Raw genomic sequence first — 17,777 nt, forward strand, 5'->3', positions numbered from 1 at the left:
CATTAAATTATAATGGAAGTGATAATAAATAGAATTGCAAAATTATATAAAAATAAATCTACTTATGAATTAAAGTATATTATTAGGATAAAATAACACCATAATGTTATAGGAGGTGTGATTTTATGGACAATAAAAATGGAATGTTAGGTGGATTACCAATTAACATTAATAAAGAAGTACCTACACCTAATAGTAATGCACAGTCAATAGCAGCTCTAATAAAGCACTCTGGAGAAGTGACTGGATATGAACTTTCAAATGGTGAAAGAATATCTAAAGAAGATGGAGTAAGAATGGCTAAAGAAGGTAATATATCTGGAGTAGCTGTTGGAGTATCTAAAAAAGGCGAGGAATATTTAAGGAGTTTACCAGACCAAAATGAATCTAATAACTTAAGTTCTTTACCATCTATAACTGAATAAATTTAAGCCTAACCTTAAATTATCAAGTGATTAATTTAGGTTAGGCTTTTATATAATATTTATATTACTCTAAATTTAATTTATTCTTTACAATATAATTAGTTATGAAGAAATAGCAGATAAAGAAAATTAAGTTAACTGCAATAGCACCCCAAACAATTCCATGAAATAATCCTAATGAATTTTGATTTATAGTATTTGCATATATTTCTAATTTTCCAGAGAAAGTTATTCCAAGAACAGAAGTAATTGTGTTCATAATAATATTTAATACAATAAAAGCACCAAATGAAGAAAGAAGTTTTCTTTTATTAAATAAATGACCTATTGAAATAGAAGCATAAATCATAATTATACCCATTGCCATTTGTATAAATACAGCTAATATAAATTCTAAAAATAGCATGAATCCACTTATTCCTACTTCTTTGTATATTTCAGAAAATACTTTACCAAGTTCATTAAAGAAATTAAAATCAAAATTACTAAAACTAAATGCTAAAATAAATATAGAAAGTATAGCTACAATACCACTTATTACAGTCCAAAAAACTCCTATTAAAAGTTTACTTGAAATATTCTTCCATGTACTTACAGGAAGTGTATGCATTAAATAACCTTCATCTCCAAGAAGATTTTTATAAAAGCGTTGTATTATTATAAAGAAAGTTACTATAAAAATTGCAGCCATAGTAACACCATAAGCAAATATACTAAGAACAGCAGGAATTCCACCTAAAGTACTAGTATCTAAGGTATTCCAATTATTCCTTATAAATAGTTTATTAATTAATGTAAATGCTAAAAGAACTCCATATAGTGGTAAAAGAATTCTTCCAGTTGCTTTTATTTCATATTTCATTAATTTTCCTAACATTTAAATACCTCCCTAAATAGAGCATCAACAGTTTTTCCGTGCTCTTCTCTTATTTCGTCAACACTTTTTGTTAAGAATATTTCCCCATAAGAGATAAATATTACATCATCAAGTACTTGCTCAATATCTGATATTAAATGTGTAGATATTATAACTGTAGCATTTTCATTATAATTATTAATTATTGTATTTAAAATATAATCCCTAGCAGCAGGGTCAACTCCGGCTATTGGTTCATCTAAGAAATAAAGTTCAGCCTCTCTACTCATTACTAAAATAAGTTGAACTTTTTCTTTAGTTCCTTTTGACATAGTTTTTAGTTTATCCTTAGGATTTATATTTAACTTTTGTAACATGTCATAAGCTTTTTCAGAATTAAAATCATCATAAAAATCGCTAAAGAAGTTTATGATATCAGAAACCTTCATCCAATCATTTAAATAAGTTCTTTCAGGTAAATAAGAAACTATCTTCTTAGTTTCAACTCCAGGTTTATTTCCAGCAATTAATATTTCACCGCTTGTTGGTGTTAATAGTGAATTTGCAAGTTTAATTAATGTACTTTTACCACTACCGTTTGGTCCAAGAAGTCCTACAATTCTACCTCTATTTATTTTTAAGTCTATTCCTTTTAAAGCTTCTTTTCCACCATAATGTTTAACTAAGTTTTTACATTCTAATATAGGATTATCCATTATTTCATCTCCTTTACTATTTGTTCGACGATTTCGATTGTTTCTTTAGGGGTATAACCAATTTTTTTCATATTTTCAAAGAAATCTTGAATTTGTTCTTTAGCTATATCATCTCTCATTTTTTTTATCATTTCCCCATCCTCCGTAATAAATCTACCACTTGTTCTTTGACTAAATACCAGACCCTTCCGTTCTAATTCTGTAAGTGCTTTTTGCATTGTATTTGGATTTACTGACGCTTCGCTTGCTAAATCCCTTACAGATGGAAGTTTTTCGCCTATGCCATACACACCAGATACTATTCTAAGTTGTATTTGTTCTACTAACTGTATATATATTGGACGTTCATCCTTGAATTCCCATATCATAGTTTCATCTCCTTTGTACTATTGTACTGTTGTATTAATTGCTTAATACAATAATATAATAATACACATATTTTGTCAATAACATTTTGCAAATATTATATCTTTGATTTAATTATAAAAAATAAATTTAATTATTATAGAAAAAGCAGTGCAGTAAAAACATATAATAATATATATCTTTGAATTTTAATACGAATTAACTATTAAAGCTATATATAAGTAATTTATAAGGAGGAAAAATGTATGATTATCAGTAAACTAACTTCCTCAATAGATACTATAGTTATTGTTTTGATTATAGCTGGATTGTCGCTTATAGGTATGATAATTTTTTATTTTATTGCAGAATTACAAGAATCATTATATGAGAATAAAAAGAAAAATATATTATCAAAAGAAATCAATAATAGTTTAGAAGCTAAAAAGAAAATACAATGTAAACTTAGCAAATAATAGGTTAAAAAATATTAGTGCAATAAAAGAATAGTATAGTTTTTTTATAAAATAAATTATAAACTAAAAAGACACACTAAAATTATAGTGTGTCTTTTTTATGGTTGCGGAGGCAGGACTTGAACCTACGACCTTCGGGTTATGAGCCCGACGAGCTACCAGCTGCTCCACCCCGCGATATTAACTTTGCTATGTATATAGTATACTTCACTTCATTACATAAGTCAACCATAATAAAGTAAACTTTAGTATTTAAGGAATAAATTTGTATGCTTACTATAATAAAATTTATTTATCAAGAAATAGTAATAAGTTTTTTGTAGATACATGATATAATTAATAAAAAAATAGACTTAAAATTAAAAGGGGAGAAGACAATGAGTAAGACAACTACTTCATTAGAAAGGGCTAATAAACTTAATTTAAGAATACTATTAGTACTATGCACTATGCTGGCATTGCAATCGTTTATTTTATATGGTCTTAAAAGAGGGATGACAGCATTAATTAGTTGTACATTAGTAATGGTAATAACTTATATTCTAAATTTAAAGTCTAATAATTTGGTTGTATGTGGTATAGGAATACCACTAACTACAATGTTAGCGGAAATGTTATTTTCAATAAGAGTAGGTGGAGTAAGTTATGCATTAATTTTGTTTTTATCAACAGTAGTAATGAGTGCCTTGTACTTTGATGAAAAATTATTGATAAGATATTCAATTATAATTGATGTAATTATATTTTTTGTACAATTTATAGTAGGGTTTAATTTATTAGGAGAGGGTCAAGGTATAAATATATTTGTCACACAATGTACAGCTTTAATAATATCTGAAGTGATTTTGTATTTTATGGTAAAGTGGAGTAAGGAAGCTTTAAATAATTCAATTAAAGCTAATCAAGAAATACAAGATACTATGCTAACTATACAAAATACAAATAGTGTAATTAATGAAGGGATTTCTATTTTAAATAATGCAACTTTAAATACAAGACATCAATCTCAAAGTATAACTAAGGCCATGGAAGAAATAAATAATGGAATAGAAATACAAGTTAATAATATGACTGATATTACAAGTTCAGTAAATAATATAAAAGAAGAAGTTAGTTCAACAAGAAAAATATCTAATTCCATTGAAAATTTATCTAAAGATTTAAATTTAAGTACAGATATGAATTTAAAAGAAATAAATAAAGTTAGTAATCATATTAACATAATAAGAAGTGCAGTTAAGGAAACTAATGTAACTGTAAAAGAATTTAATGAGAATATGAAGCAAGTAATAGATGTCTTAAGAGGGATTAAAGAAATTTCAGAACAAACAAATTTGTTAGCATTAAATGCATCTATAGAAGCAGCAAGAGCAGGAGAAGCAGGAAAAGGATTTGCAGTAGTTGCTGAAGAAGTTAGGTTGTTATCAGAACAAACAAAAGATACTACAGATAAAATAGAATCATTAATTTTACAAGTACAAAATAGAATTAACAAAGTAACGGAATCAGTTGACAATGGTGATAAGGCAGCTGAAGAAGGACAAAATATTATAGATGCTACCCTTATTAGTTTTAAGAATATGCAACAATTATTTGAAAATATAAAGGATCATATTTATAAAGAATATGAATTAGTAGAGAAAATAGATTCATTAGTAGAAAATGTACAGGCTAATGTGGAAAGTACAACTGCGCTTACCGAGGAGTATGTTGCAAATGCAGAAGAAGTAACTACATTACAACAAGAGCAGGATGAACAAATTAATAACATACAAAATAGTGTAGAAACGATACAATATCAAAGTAAAGAACTTGAAAAATTATTTAATAAGTAGTATATATTAGAAATTAGGTGAAATATTAAAAACGTACATTTATATTTGATAAATGTGCGTTTTTTGTAAGAATGAGTTGATTATAATCACCCAAGTTTATATTGAATCATAAGAAAATTTATTATAAAATTAACTAGAAATAAAAAAACATAGGAGGATAAAAATGATAAAAAAGATTATCTGTATAATATTTCCTATAATTATAGCATGTATAACATTTATTTCTTTAAATACATTTTTAGATAAAGAAATAAACAAAATGTTAACAAATAAAGATTTAACCGAGATAAATACAGAATATGGAAGTATATATAAGGATAAAGGGGTAGTATATAATGAATATATTAACCAAAATAATAAGTTAGTATTACAAGGATCATCTGAATTAGCATCTCCAGTTTCACAATTACCTACAAAATTTTTCCCAATTGAAGGATTAGATACAATTGTTACAAACGGAAGAGCCTATTCTCAAAATTTACATCAGGTATCTATATTAGGAAGCCAAAATGGAGATATGAAAGAAAAAAAACTTGCATTAGTACTTTCACTTCAATGGTTTTTAAATCAAGATGGAATTGATACCAATGCTTTTCAAGCCAATTTTTCACCAGTACAGTTTTATAAGTTTTTAGAAAATGAAAAAATAAGTCAAGAACATAAATTTGAATATGCTAGTAGAGTAAGTAATTTATTATTAGGAAGTACTCAATTTTTGCCTGAGAGAATTTATGCAAAGAGTTATGTTAATAATAGTACTAGATATAAAATAGCTAATATAATATTTAAACCGTACTTTATTGCTAGAGAAAAGGTTATTGAACTTAAGGATAAAGGATTATTATATAAGAAATTGAAAAAGCTACCTGAGAAAAAGGAGATTCAAAGTGAAGCAGTTAACTGGGAAGATGAATATAAAAAGGCTGAAGAAGATGGAAAATCTCAAGTAACTAATAATGATTTTATGGTATATGATAGTTACTATGATAAGAATTTAAAGTCTAATGTAGGTGCACAGAAAGATTCAAATAAAGGAATAGATTTAATGATATCACAGGAATTTAAAGATTATGAACTATATCTAGATACTTGCGTTGATTTAGGAGTAAAACCATACATAATTTTAATGCCAACTAATGGATTATGGTATGATCATACTGGATTAACAAAAGAAACAAGGCATAATTTTTATGCTAGGGTTCAGAAAATAGCTGAAGATAGAGGATTTGATGTTTTAAATTTAGAAGATGAAGAATATACACCTTATTTTATGTGTGATGTAATGCATTTAGGATGGAAAGGATGGCTTAAAGTAGATGAAGAACTTTATAAGCGTTTTAAAAACTGATAAATATTTGAGTTTTGCAATAATAAGTTCCATTGTAGTAGTTTTAGCTATTTTTATATTAGCATTTGAACCATTTAATGAAATACCATTTATATATAATCAATTCTAAAGGGGGAATTTTAAAAATGAAGATTTTAGATGGAATAAAGAAATATTCAGAGAGTGATAGAATTGCATTAACTTGTGATGGTGTATCTATGACATATAGAGAATTAGATAATGTATCTGAGTGTGTGGCGGGATTTTTATTAAAGGAATTAGGTGATGATAGAACACCTATTATTATTTATGGAAATAAAGAAAATTTAATGATGTCAGTTATGATGGCAGCACTAAAGTCCGGACGAGCTTATATACCAATAGATATAAGTTATCCTAAAGAAAGAGTAGATGCAATTATCAGTGAAGTCAAGCCTAAAATACTTATAGATTTTAGTGCAGGAAATGAATTTGATAATATAAGAGTTTTAAATGAAGAGAAAATTCAAGAAATAGTACGTGAGTATACTAATATAAAAGTTGATAGAAATAATTGGGTTAAAGAAGATGAAAATGCATATATTTTATTCACTTCTGGTAGCACAGGAAAGCCAAAGGGAGTGCAAATAAGCAGTAACAATTTAGATAATTTTGTTGAATGGATAGCAGAATACTTAAACTTAGATGAAAAAGAAGAAGTATTTATGAATCAAGCAGCATATTCTTTTGATTTATCTGTAACTTCAATTTATCCAGGATTATGTTACGGAAAAACTCTACATGGATTTTCAAAGAAAACTCTTTCAAATTTAAAACAAATGTTTAATGATATTGAACAATCAGGAATTAATATATGGGTATCCACTCCATCATTTGCAGGGATGTGTGTAACTGAAACAGCATTTGATTCACATATGTTACCTGATTTAAAAGCTATGGTATTTGTAGGAGAAGTACTTCCAAAACCATTGTGCGAAGAACTTTTAAATAGATTTCCAAATACAAGAATAATAAATGGATACGGTCCTACAGAGGCAACAGTGGCAGTAAGTGTAAATGACATGAATAAAGAGGTTTTATCACAAGAAGGAAGTTTACCTATTGGATATCCTATGAAAACTTCAGTTGTTAAAGTTGTTGATGAAGATGGAAATATTGTAAAAGACGGAGAAAAGGGAGAAATTATAATAGTAGGTCCTAGTGTAAGTAAGGGGTATTTCAATAATGAAGAAATGACAAAAAAGGCATTTTTCTATGACGATTATAATGGAGAAATGTGCAGAGCTTATAGAACTGGAGATTTAGGATATTATATTGATGGAAATTTATATTATTGTGGAAGAAAGGATTTCCAAATAAAACTTAATGGATATAGAATTGAGATAGAAGATATAGAAAATAATTTGGTGAAAGTTAGCAATGTAAAAAATGCAGCAGTTGTTCCAGTAAATAAGGATGGAAAGATTGCATATTTAACTGCTTTTATTGAATTAAAAGAAGATAATGGGTTAAGTGGATTAAAAAATGGAATAATGATAAAAAAAGAATTAGGAGAGTTAATACCATCATATATGGTTCCTAGAAATATAAAAATAGTTAAAGAGTTTCCAACCAATATAAATGGAAAGATTGATAGGAAAAAATTAGCGGAGGATTTATAATGAAATTAACGCAGTACGGAGATTACTTTTACTTATATTTATTATGTTTAACATTTATTCCTGCAATAATATTAGCATTTAATGGTATCACGACTAAGTACTATGGAATAATTGCATCAATAGGTATGATTTTATTAATAATGGGTAAAACTTTAGGACTAAAGTTGTTTTTAATATTTTTAATTTTAGAAATAATTTTAGTTTATATGTTCTTATTTATAAGAAAGAAAACAGACAATAAGTATGTATATTGGTTATTTTTATTTCTTTCTATGATTCCAGTTATTTCTACTAAAATAGCTGGAATTACACAATATGCTTCATATGTTGGATTTATTGGATTATCATATTTGAATTTTAAGGTAATCCAAATGATAATTGAAATTTATGATGGAAGAATTACAGAAATAAAATTTAGGTCATTTATGTATTTTATTATATTTTTTCCAACATTAAGTTCAGGGCCTATTGATAGATGGAAAAGATTTGAGGATAATTTAAATACCAAAATAGAAAAAGATGTATATATAAATGAATATTTAATACCAGGATTAAAGAAAATATTTATAGCAATAGCTTATAAATTTATTTTAGCATATTTAATAGACACTTATTGGTTGTTAAAAATACCTGATAATGTTACTATATTGAATAGTATAAACTATATGTATGCTTATACATTATATCTATTCTTTGATTTTGCAGGTTACAGTTTGTTTGCAATTGGAACAAGTTATATATTTGGAATAAAGACTCCAGAAAATTTCAATAAACCTTTCTTAAGTAAAGATATGAAAGAGTTTTGGACTAGATGGCACATATCATTATCAAGATGGTTTGGAGATTATATCTTTTCAAGATTTGTATTAAACTCAATGAGAAAGAAAAGATTTAAAAATAGATTTATAGCTTCACATGTTGCACAAATCATAACAATGTTTGTAATGGGATTATGGCATGGACTTACTGCATATTACATAATTTATGGATTGTATCAAGGTTCGGCATTAGTTTTAACTGATATATATCAAAGAAAATCAACTTATTATAAAAAACATAAAAAAGAAAAGTGGTTTCAAATGACACAGAGAGTAATAACATTCCATATAGTATGTTTTGGTATGCTAATATTCTCAGGATATTTATTTAAATAAAGACTATGTTTTGAATTAACGTTGATATTTTTAGTATAAAGCTCATGGACAGAGAAATTTACTTTAAGAACTCTAAAAATATCAATATTTGTTAATTAAAACATGAATAAAAGAAATAAAGTGTAGTTAACTCTATGCAATATATATAAAGGAGTGTAAATTATGAAAGATAAAGTATTAGAAATATTTATTGAGGTTACTGGTAATGATGAAATTGCAGAGGATTTAGATTTAGATCTTTTTGAAGCTGGATTATTAGATTCATTAGCAATTATAGAAGTTTTACTTCAAATAGAAGAAAAGTTAGGAATAAAATTACAACCAACAGATTTAGAAAGAGAAGATATGTCAACTGTAAATAAGTTAACTGCATTCTTAGAAAATAGATAAATATTATAATGGTTATCTTTTAAATATAAATGTTGATATTATAGTATAAAGCTTATGGACAGAGGAATTTATACTTATAATATCAACATTTATGAAAAGATAATCGGAATGTTGGGTATATAACTAAAAAAATCTCTTTTGTGATGTAATAATTCACAAAAGAGATTTTTTGTTTTTTAGGAATTTATAATAATTTAAAATATAGGGATAATGAATATTCATATAAAAAGTTGACAATTCTACAGTAGTATTGATGAGTTTTTATTCTATTATTTCACCATTTGTTGAGATAGTAACGATTTGCCACGGAATCATTTTTCCACTTGCAATAAGTGCATTTTTTACTGCATTAACAATTCCTCCACAGCAAGGAACTTCCATACGTACAACAGTAAGGCTTTTTATATCATTATATTTTAGTATTTCAGTTAGTTTTTCAGAATAATCACCTTCATCAAGTTTAGGACATCCAATTAAGGTAATTCTATTTTTTATAAATCGATTATGAAAGTCTCCATAAGCATAAGCAGTACAATCTGCAGCAATTAAAAGGTTGGAATTTTGCAGATACCCTGCATTAGGAGACACAAGTTTAATTTGAACTGGCCACTGATTTAATTGAGAAGAAACTTTCTCATTATTACATTCATTAGAAACAACTTTATGCTTAAAAGTTTTTTCTTGTGATCCTGGACATCCACAAGGTAATTTTAGAGCTTTCTTTTCAGCCTCTCTTTTTTGCATATTGATTTTTACTGCTTCTTCATCATATTTTAAAGCTTCTCTTTCTTCAAAAGAAATTGCACCAGTTGGGCAAGAGGGTAAACAGTCACCTAATCCATCACAATAATCATCACGTAATAATTTTGCTTTACCATTAACTAATCCAATTGCTCCTTCATGGCAAGCATCAACACAAAGATTACAACCAGTACATTTATTTTCATCAATTTTAATTATTCTTCTAATCATAATTAAATTCTCCCTCATATATTTATAATTTTGCTATGTTTTAAACAGTATTGATGTTGTAGTATAAAGCTCATGGACAGAGGAATTTACTTTAAGAACTCTAAAATAAAGCTTAGTCCAATTAATGCATGTTCCCAATGAAAAAATGTGACAAGCAGTTAATTGTACAAATCTTCATTAAGAGTTCTAAAAAGCAAATTCCAATGCCAGTTCGCTCTTATACTACAATATCAATTTTTTACTTAAAATACAGTATATAATTTTTATTAGTATTCTTAATTTGTTTTTTAAAATTTTCATTTGATAAGTAGAGTATAATATAATGTTAAGAAAAATTCTGTATCATTTGATACAAATATAAAATTAAATTTGTAAATTTTTAGATAAAATTAAAATTTTAGTTACATTAAGAATTAATACTTATTTAAAATATATAATAGATATTAAAAAATTTTTAAAATTTAATTTAATAAAAAGAATATTGAAACTATAAAGTATAAATATATAGGAAATATAGAAATAAAATTAAAGTAATAAATAATTATAAAGAATATTTTGTATTAATTGTTTTAATATGATATTTGACATACTATTTTTAATGCTATATAATTTAGGAACAGACAACAAAATTGAATATGTAAGTTTACAAACATCTTATGAACATGGGGGCGTTTTGGCTTCGACGGGGGTAAGAGGGGTTTGTTAAGCGAGTCGAGGGAAGCATGTGTCCTCGTTAATAAAGTATGCATTAAATGTAAACGCAGAAGACAATTTTGCATTAGCAGCTTAATATAAGCTACTCATCAGCCCAGGTTGCCTACGGCTTGGATAACTGGTGTAATTGAGTGGGACACGAAGTTTAGCAAAGCTTTGAGCTAAAGGGGTATTTATGAAGCTACCAAAAGGTGAAGCCTGTCTATGGGCGTCATCTGGCGGGAATTTTAAAATATAGACTGCACTCGGAGAAATTCAAATTCAACTACTTTCGGACAGGGGTTCGATACCCCTCGCCTCCACCATGAAACCCACGAAAATCTAATTTTTGGATTTTCGTGGGTCTTTTATTTTATAGAAATTAAATTCAGTAACAGCAAATTTAATATTGTGCTTATATAAGCATTTTAACTATAGAGTATAATTCGTGTATAACAAAAATTAATAGTACTATTATTAATATCTATATATAATATAAATATTGAAAGTAGAATTAATAAGGTAGGTGACCATAAATTTGAATCGAAGACATCGAGATATTTTAAATTTAATTTTAAATACAGAAGAATGCATTACAGGTGGTGAATTAGCGAGACTTTGTAATGTAACAATTCGGACAATAAGAAAAGATATTAAAGAAATTAACAATTTATTAAAAGAATACGATACGGAAATAGAGTCTAGTATAAAAAAAGGTTACTTCCTCAATAAAAGAAATAAAGTGATTTTAAAGAAAAATAATGTTATAAGGAAAGTGTTAGATTATGAGTATATAATAGAAACACCAAGTTTGCCCATAGACAGACAAATGTACATATTATTAAAATTAACGACTAAAAAATATATTTCTGTAGAAGAATTGGAAGAAGTTTTATATGTATCTGCAGCTACTGTAAATAATGATGTTGTTTTTGTTAATAAGTGGTTAAAAAAAGAGTTGAAATTGGGAATAAGTTATTCTTTAAATGAAGGAATTATACTTAAAGCAGATGAAAGGGAAAAAAGAAATATTATTAGTTGGGTTTTAGCTAAACGTATTAATATAAGTACTGTTACAAAGTATTGGAATTATTTATTTGAACAGAAAGATGTTATTTCATTAGCCAGAGATATTTATCATATGGTAAGTGCTGAAACTAAAAAGTATAATTATTATTTATCAGGGCATAGCTCCCAACTTTTATGTTATGAAATATTAGTTGCAGTTAATCGTCAGAAATTAGGATTTAATTTAAATGATTCAGATGACATAAAAGGTGAACTTATGCCAATTATGATTGCTATACAAGAAAAAATAGAAAGTAGATTGGAGGAAAAATTATCAGAAACAGAATGGCTTAATTTACAACAGTATTTTAAATCAAAGCAATTCCTTCAAGGAACAGACATTAAAAATATTCAGACAGAAGAAGCTATTTGTATAGTAGACGAGTTTTTCAAAACTTTATATAAAAAGTTTAAGATAGACTTAAGTGTTAATCCAGATAATAAATATAAGTTGATTTTATATGTAGCTCCAATGATAAATCGTTTGAAATATAGGCATTGTATATCAAATAAGATAGACGAAAAAGTTGTTAAAACCTATAAAACAGAATTTAAAATGGCTGCTGAAATTATACATATTATTAAGAAGAAACTAAATTTGAATATAGAGTTGATTGATTTAGCTTATATAACTATTCATTTAGTAACCATGTGTGGGATTGGGAGATATAAGTTAAATACTGTAATTGTTTGTGATTATGATGAGTCTATAGTAAGTTTTATTAAGGATAAAATTAAAAATTGTTTTGGAGAAAAAATAGAGGTATGTAGGTTTTATGATTATCAAGAATTTATGTATGAAAATGAGGAAAATCTTAAAAAGGTAGATTTTGTGATTACGACTTCAACAATAGCAGATATTACTAATATTCCTTTTATTAGAATAAATCCTGAAATTGAACCAAATGATATTGATATGATAGCAGAATATCTTGATGGTTATAAAAGTGAATTATTATAAATTAATCCTATAGTTCAAAGTATAGATAAGATCTATATTTTAAACTATAGGATTATGCATTATTAAAGAATAAAAATGCTAACATAAAGTATTTCACCATTTGAGGTGAAATACTTTAGTTTGTGTAAAGAATTTGGAATGATTATAATAAAACCAAAGCTTAGTGATGATTATACGACTATGGAGGTGGAAGCATAAGTTTATAGCTACACACATGGACGAAACACTTTTGATAGAAGATAAAACAATTTCATCAAATGAAACAACATTATATTTTAAGGAGGTAACTATGCTTACAATTGGTTATATTGGAAATGGTAAAAGTACTAACAGATATCATATCCCATTTGTTTTACAAAGAAAAAATATTAAGGTGAAAACAATTTATCAAAGAAATCCTAAAAATGAAAAATGGAATAGAATTGAAGGGGTGAATTATACTTCTGACATAGATGAATTGTTAAACGATAAAGAAATACAACTGATTGTTATATGTACAATGCATAATAGTCATTATGAATATGCAAAAATGGTATTAGAACATAATAAACATTGTCTAGTTGAAAAACCATTTATGGAGAATTCTAAGCAAGCAAAAGAAATCTTTGCTTTGGCAAAAGAAAAAGGATTGATAGTTCAGCCTTATCAAAATAGACGCTTTGATAGTGATTTTTTAACAGTTCAAAAAGTTATCAAAGAGGGAAAATTAGGTGAATTAATAGAATTAGAAATGCATTTTGATTATTATAGACCAGAAGTACCCGAATCTAGCACTAGTTTTAATCCTCACTCATCATATTTATATGGCCATGGGTGTCATACCTTGGATCAAGTAATTAGTTATTTTGGTAAACCGGATAATATCCATTATGATGTAAGGCAATTATTAGGGCCAGGTAAAATGAATGATTACTTTGATTTGGATTTATATTATGGAAAATTAAAAGTATCCGTAAAATCTAGTTACTTTAGAATCAAGGAACGACCAAGTTTTGTTGTATATGGTAGAAAAGGATGCTTTGTAAAAGAAACAAAGGATCGTCAAGAAGAACATTTAAAATTATTCTATATGCCTGAAAACAAGGAATTTGGTATTGATACATTTGATCATTATGGTGTACTTACATATATGGATGAAGAAGGGGATATACACGAAGAAAAGGTGAAATCTGCCTCTGGTGATTATGGCCGTGTATATGATGATTTATATGAAGCAATTATAAATGGTAAAAGTAAAACCATAACTGATGAACAAGTATTATTGCAAATGGAAATATTAGAAACTGGAATAAAAGATTTAAAATAAGTAGCTAATATGGAGGAATGATATAGGGTGAATGAAGAGAATTTAAGAAGATTATGTGCTGAGAAAGCTATGGAGTATATAAAAAATAATACTGTAATTGGTTTAGGGGCAGGAAGAAATATTGCTTGTTTAATTGAACTCATAAGTAAAGCAATACATGACAATTTGAAAATTAAAATTGTAACTCCATCTGATAATACAAAAAGCCTGTGTATTAAATATGGAATAGAAGTAATTCCAACATGTTTTATAGATGAAGTTGATGTTGCTTTTGATGGATGTGGTGAGGTAGATGAAAATTTTTATGCTTCCAAAGGTGGTGGAGGTGTATTCACCAAGGAAAAAATAATTGGGTCAATGGCTAATGATTATATCTTGCTTATAGATGAGCAAAAATTAACTAAAGAATTAAGCTGCAAGATTCCTATATCGTTAGAAATAGTTAAGGATTCATTAGCTCATGTAATCAAAATAGTTAAAAATTTAGGAGGTAATCCTGTAGTTAGAATTAGTAATAATAAAGATGGATATTTAATTACTGATGATGGCAATTTTTTGTTAGATGTAAAATTTGAGAATGTAAGTGATTTTAAAAAATTAAATGATGATTTAAATGATATTGCAGGAATAATTGAAACTTCTATATTCACTAAAGAGGTTACCAGGATAATAGTAGCAGGAGAAAATGGAGTAAGAGTTATTTCAAAGTGATAGTGTTCTAAATTATAGTTAAGTTATTTTTATATACAATGGAGGTATAAACATGAAATTTGGTATTATTGGAGCTGGAATGATTGTTAAAGAGTTTTTAATAGTTACTTCATATTTAAAGGATATAGAATTAACAGCTATTTATGGAAGAAAAAGTTCTGAAGAAAAAATGAATGAATTCAAGAATAAATATAAAATTAAGAATATTTATTATGAATATGATGAATTGTTAAATAGTGATGTAGATACTGTGTATATTGCATTGCCTAATAATCTGCATTTTGAATTTGCTAAAAAGGCATTAGTAGCGAATAAAAATGTTATTATTGAAAAACCTATAACATCAACGTATAAAGAAGCATTAATGTTAAATGATTTAGCTAGAGAAAGAAACTTATTTATATTTGAAGCAATTACTAATCAGTATCTGCCTAATTATAAAAAGATTAAAGAATTACTTCCGAATTTAGGAAATATAAGAATTGTTCAATGTAATTATTCACAATATTCTAGTAGATATAATAGTTTTAAGGAAGGCAATGTACTGCCTGCATTTGATCCAAATTTTTCTGGTGGGGCTTTAATGGATCTGAATATTTATAACATCCATTATTTAGTTGGCTTATTTGGAAAACCTAAAAATGTTGAATATTATCCTAATATTGAAAGAGGAATAGATACATCTGGAGTATTAATATTAGATTATGAAACATTTAAAGGTGTTTGTATTGGAGCAAAAGATTGTAACGCGCCTATTGCAAATAATATTCAAGGGGATAAGGGATGCATATATCAAGATACTCCAGCTAATGCTTGTGAAAGATTTGAATTATTAATGAATGATGGAACTAGTTTTTTAATTAATGAAAACAATTATGATCATCGTATGGTTAATGAATTCATTGAATTTATAGATATGATTAAAAATAATGACTTGGAAAAGTGTTATAAAATGTTAGAACACAGCTTAATAGTAAGTGAGGTTCAAACAATTGCAAGAAATAAAGGTGGAATTATATTTCCTGAAGATAGTAATCTAAAATAATGTAGATAATTTGGTGGGTTTTAAAGGTGACGCTTCGCCTCCACCATGAAATCCACGGCCATTTGTATGTGACTTAAATAGCTACTTACAAGTGGTCGTGTTTTTACTTATGTGGGGAGCTCCACTCAAGATGCACCATAATCAAAATAAATTAAGATTCCATCTTCTTGAGCCACTAATTAATACATTATCAAGATTTATTTGTTGTTCTAGCTGGATTACAAATCCCTGATATTGGCTTGTTAACCACTCTTCTTGCAAGACCTGCTATAGGATTAAAGCTATAAATAACAATGCCTGGCTTTAACATAAACAATATTCTTCTTTTGTTATTAAATAATATTAATTTGACTTTATTAGAGTAATGTTTGGGAATATTGAGAATTGAGAATATGAGAAATGGCAAAGTTAATGATGATGGATATAAAGGAATACATATATTTTAACAAGATAAGAAATAGTGGAAATACTATTTTAATCATAGGTATATTAGCTAATTTCATAAAATAATTTTATTAAATTTATATTTTTGTGTCAGAAAATGATATGTAAAAGCGAATATTATATTGAGTGAATAATAACTAAATATTTATATACAAGGGGGAATAACAAATGAAGAAAAAAATAGCTTTAATAGTACTAGTAGCTGCCTTAACTGGGGGGACTAATATGGCATATGCAAATACAGAGGATGCCATAAATACAAGTCAAACAAGTGAAATTACATCTCAGCCTGCAGTAGAAGAAAGTGGAACTACAACGGAGGATACAACAGATAATGAAAGTGAAATCAAACAAGAAGATATAAGTAATTCAGCAGGTATATTACCTAATTCACATTTTTACAAAATAGAACGTGGAATAGAAAAACTTCAGCTTTCAATAACAAAGAATGAAGAAGAAATAGCAGCACTTAAGGCAAAGTTTGCTACAGAGAGAGCAGCAGAAGCGGTTGTTATGACAAATCAGGGTGAAGATGGACTTGCAAGTAAGGCACTGGACAATTATATAGAGTTACTGTCTTCTGCTACGGAACATATAAATAATGCAATTGAGACTAAAGATAAAGCTGTACAAAAACTTGAAGATCTTAACGAAGCATACCAAAAAAGTGAAGATATATTAAAGACTATACTTGAAAAAGCTCCAGAAGACTCTAAACTGGCTATCGAAAATGCATTAAATGAGCAGGATAAAGCCATTGCTGCTGTTAATGGATTTTATGCAGCTAAAAATGCTTTCTTCTCAGCAAAAGAACAACTTGAAGAAGCAAAGAAACAGCTTGAAGAAGCAAAGAAAAGCGGTGATGTAGCTTTAATTTCAAGCGCTGAAGAAAAGGTAAAAGAAGCTGAGGCCTTAAAGGACGAGCTTGAGGGGTTAAAGGATGCAGCAAATTCTTCAAAGGAAGAAATAAAGAAGCTTTCTAAGCAAGCTGAAAAAGAAATTAAAGATGGTATGAAGGAAATTAAAAAGGCAAATGATAAGATTGAAAAAGTAGAGGGAAAAGAAAGTGACAAAAAAGAAAAAGCTATAGAAGGAACTAAACAAACAGAAGAAAAAGCTAAAAAAGAAGAAGAAAAATTAAGAGAAGCAAATAAGAAGGCAGAAGAGAAAGCTAGAGAAGATGCCAGAAAATTGCAAGAAAAGGTAAAAGAGGAAGTAAAGAAGACTGAGGAAAAAGTTAAAAAAGAAGGAGAAAAATTAAAGGGAGAAGCCCAAAAGACTGAAGAACAAAAAAATTATTAGTATAAATGTAAAGTTTATTTTAAAAACAAAGTTGTTAATATGAACTATATTTGAAATTAAAATGAGATAAAATTTGTAGTGAATTTCAAA

17 protein-coding genes, 1 tRNA gene and 1 other RNA gene are annotated in these 17,777 nt (G+C 27.2%); 14 read left to right on the forward strand and 5 right to left on the reverse strand.

Features of this window, described 5'->3' with window-relative positions; all coding sequences use genetic code 11:
- The first annotated feature begins 125 nt into the window (after positions 1-125).
- Complete coding sequence (locus tag ACYUET_RS08825; RefSeq protein WP_460278949.1) at positions 126-425, forward strand: DUF3892 domain-containing protein; 300 nt, start codon at positions 126-128, stop codon at positions 423-425.
- Between the two features lie 64 nt (positions 426-489).
- Here the strand turns inward: ACYUET_RS08825 and ACYUET_RS08830 are convergent, their stop codons facing one another.
- From ACYUET_RS08830 to ACYUET_RS08840, 3 genes are read right to left on the reverse strand one after another with little or no spacing between them, the layout of a single operon-like run.
- Complete coding sequence (locus tag ACYUET_RS08830) at positions 490-1,302, reverse strand: ABC transporter permease (RefSeq protein WP_460278950.1); 813 nt, start codon at positions 1,300-1,302, stop codon at positions 490-492.
- Positions 1,296-1,997, reverse strand: coding sequence for an ABC transporter ATP-binding protein (locus ACYUET_RS08835; protein ID WP_460278951.1), 702 nt, complete (start codon positions 1,995-1,997; stop codon positions 1,296-1,298). The genes ACYUET_RS08830 and ACYUET_RS08835 overlap by 7 nt, the downstream gene beginning before the upstream one ends.
- On the reverse strand, positions 1,997-2,365 hold the full coding sequence (locus ACYUET_RS08840) for a GntR family transcriptional regulator (protein ID WP_219777770.1): 369 nt from the start codon (positions 2,363-2,365) through the stop codon (positions 1,997-1,999). The genes ACYUET_RS08835 and ACYUET_RS08840 overlap by 1 nt, the downstream gene beginning before the upstream one ends.
- 243 nt (positions 2,366-2,608) lie before the next feature.
- On the opposite strand from ACYUET_RS08840, the gene ACYUET_RS08845 reads away from it, so the two are divergent.
- On the forward strand, positions 2,609-2,818 hold the full coding sequence (locus ACYUET_RS08845) for a hypothetical protein (RefSeq protein ID WP_460278952.1): 210 nt from the start codon (positions 2,609-2,611) through the stop codon (positions 2,816-2,818).
- A gap of 101 nt (positions 2,819-2,919) precedes the next feature.
- Here ACYUET_RS08845 and ACYUET_RS08850 read toward each other — a convergent pair.
- Positions 2,920-2,995, reverse strand: a tRNA-Met gene (locus tag ACYUET_RS08850).
- Positions 2,996-3,195: 200 nt separating this feature from the next.
- Between ACYUET_RS08850 and ACYUET_RS08855 the strand changes: the two genes are divergently transcribed.
- The 6 genes from ACYUET_RS08855 to dltC all read left to right on the forward strand — a co-directional run bounded on the left by ACYUET_RS08855 (position 3,196) and on the right by dltC (position 9,185).
- Positions 3,196-4,653: a methyl-accepting chemotaxis protein gene (locus ACYUET_RS08855; protein WP_460278953.1), complete on the forward strand. Its 1,458-nt coding sequence runs from the start codon at positions 3,196-3,198 to the stop codon at positions 4,651-4,653.
- 163 nt (positions 4,654-4,816) lie between these two features.
- The gene (gene dltD / locus ACYUET_RS08860; protein ID WP_460278954.1) at positions 4,817-6,001 is read left to right on the forward strand and encodes a D-alanyl-lipoteichoic acid biosynthesis protein DltD; all 1,185 of its coding nucleotides are present in this window, start codon (positions 4,817-4,819) and stop codon (positions 5,999-6,001) included.
- Positions 5,970-6,110: a hypothetical protein gene (locus tag ACYUET_RS08865; RefSeq protein ID WP_460278955.1), complete on the forward strand. Its 141-nt coding sequence runs from the start codon at positions 5,970-5,972 to the stop codon at positions 6,108-6,110. Before dltD ends, ACYUET_RS08865 begins: the two co-directional genes overlap by 32 nt.
- Positions 6,111-6,126: 16 nt before the next feature.
- On the forward strand, positions 6,127-7,641 hold the full coding sequence (gene dltA, locus ACYUET_RS08870) for a D-alanine--poly(phosphoribitol) ligase subunit DltA (protein WP_460278956.1): 1,515 nt from the start codon (positions 6,127-6,129) through the stop codon (positions 7,639-7,641).
- On the forward strand, positions 7,641-8,795 hold the full coding sequence (gene dltB / locus ACYUET_RS08875) for a D-alanyl-lipoteichoic acid biosynthesis protein DltB (RefSeq protein ID WP_460278957.1): 1,155 nt from the start codon (positions 7,641-7,643) through the stop codon (positions 8,793-8,795). Before dltA ends, dltB begins: the two co-directional genes overlap by 1 nt.
- Before the next feature lie 162 nt (positions 8,796-8,957).
- Positions 8,958-9,185, forward strand: coding sequence for a D-alanine--poly(phosphoribitol) ligase subunit DltC (gene dltC / locus ACYUET_RS08880; RefSeq protein WP_460278958.1), 228 nt, complete (start codon positions 8,958-8,960; stop codon positions 9,183-9,185).
- A 261-nt stretch (positions 9,186-9,446) separates the two neighbouring features.
- Here the strand turns inward: dltC and ACYUET_RS08885 are convergent, their stop codons facing one another.
- Positions 9,447-10,157, reverse strand: a complete 711-nt coding sequence (locus ACYUET_RS08885) for an ATP-binding protein (protein WP_460278959.1) — start codon at positions 10,155-10,157, stop codon at positions 9,447-9,449.
- Between the two features lie 664 nt (positions 10,158-10,821).
- Here ACYUET_RS08885 and ssrA point away from each other — a divergent pair.
- The 6 genes from ssrA (at position 10,822) to ACYUET_RS08915 (ending at position 17,687) form a co-directional block, all read left to right on the forward strand.
- Positions 10,822-11,176, forward strand: a transfer-messenger RNA (tmRNA) gene (ssrA, locus tag ACYUET_RS08890).
- A gap of 212 nt (positions 11,177-11,388) precedes the next feature.
- The gene (locus ACYUET_RS08895; RefSeq protein WP_460278960.1) at positions 11,389-12,879 is read left to right on the forward strand and encodes a BglG family transcription antiterminator; all 1,491 of its coding nucleotides are present in this window, start codon (positions 11,389-11,391) and stop codon (positions 12,877-12,879) included.
- 289 nt (positions 12,880-13,168) lie between these two features.
- On the forward strand, positions 13,169-14,185 hold the full coding sequence (locus ACYUET_RS08900) for an oxidoreductase (RefSeq protein WP_460279134.1): 1,017 nt from the start codon (positions 13,169-13,171) through the stop codon (positions 14,183-14,185).
- 27 nt (positions 14,186-14,212) lie between these two features.
- Positions 14,213-14,896, forward strand: coding sequence for a ribose 5-phosphate isomerase A (gene rpiA / locus ACYUET_RS08905; protein ID WP_460278961.1), 684 nt, complete (start codon positions 14,213-14,215; stop codon positions 14,894-14,896).
- Between the two features lie 52 nt (positions 14,897-14,948).
- A complete protein-coding gene (locus ACYUET_RS08910; RefSeq protein WP_460278962.1) occupies positions 14,949-15,941 on the forward strand; it encodes a Gfo/Idh/MocA family protein in 993 nt (330 codons plus the stop codon).
- Positions 15,942-16,553: 612 nt separating this feature from the next.
- Positions 16,554-17,687, forward strand: a complete 1,134-nt coding sequence (locus tag ACYUET_RS08915) for a DUF5667 domain-containing protein (protein WP_460278963.1) — start codon at positions 16,554-16,556, stop codon at positions 17,685-17,687.
- The last annotated feature ends 90 nt before the right edge of the window (positions 17,688-17,777 follow it).

The sequence above is a fragment of the Clostridium sp. CTA-5 genome (genome assembly GCF_054768135.1).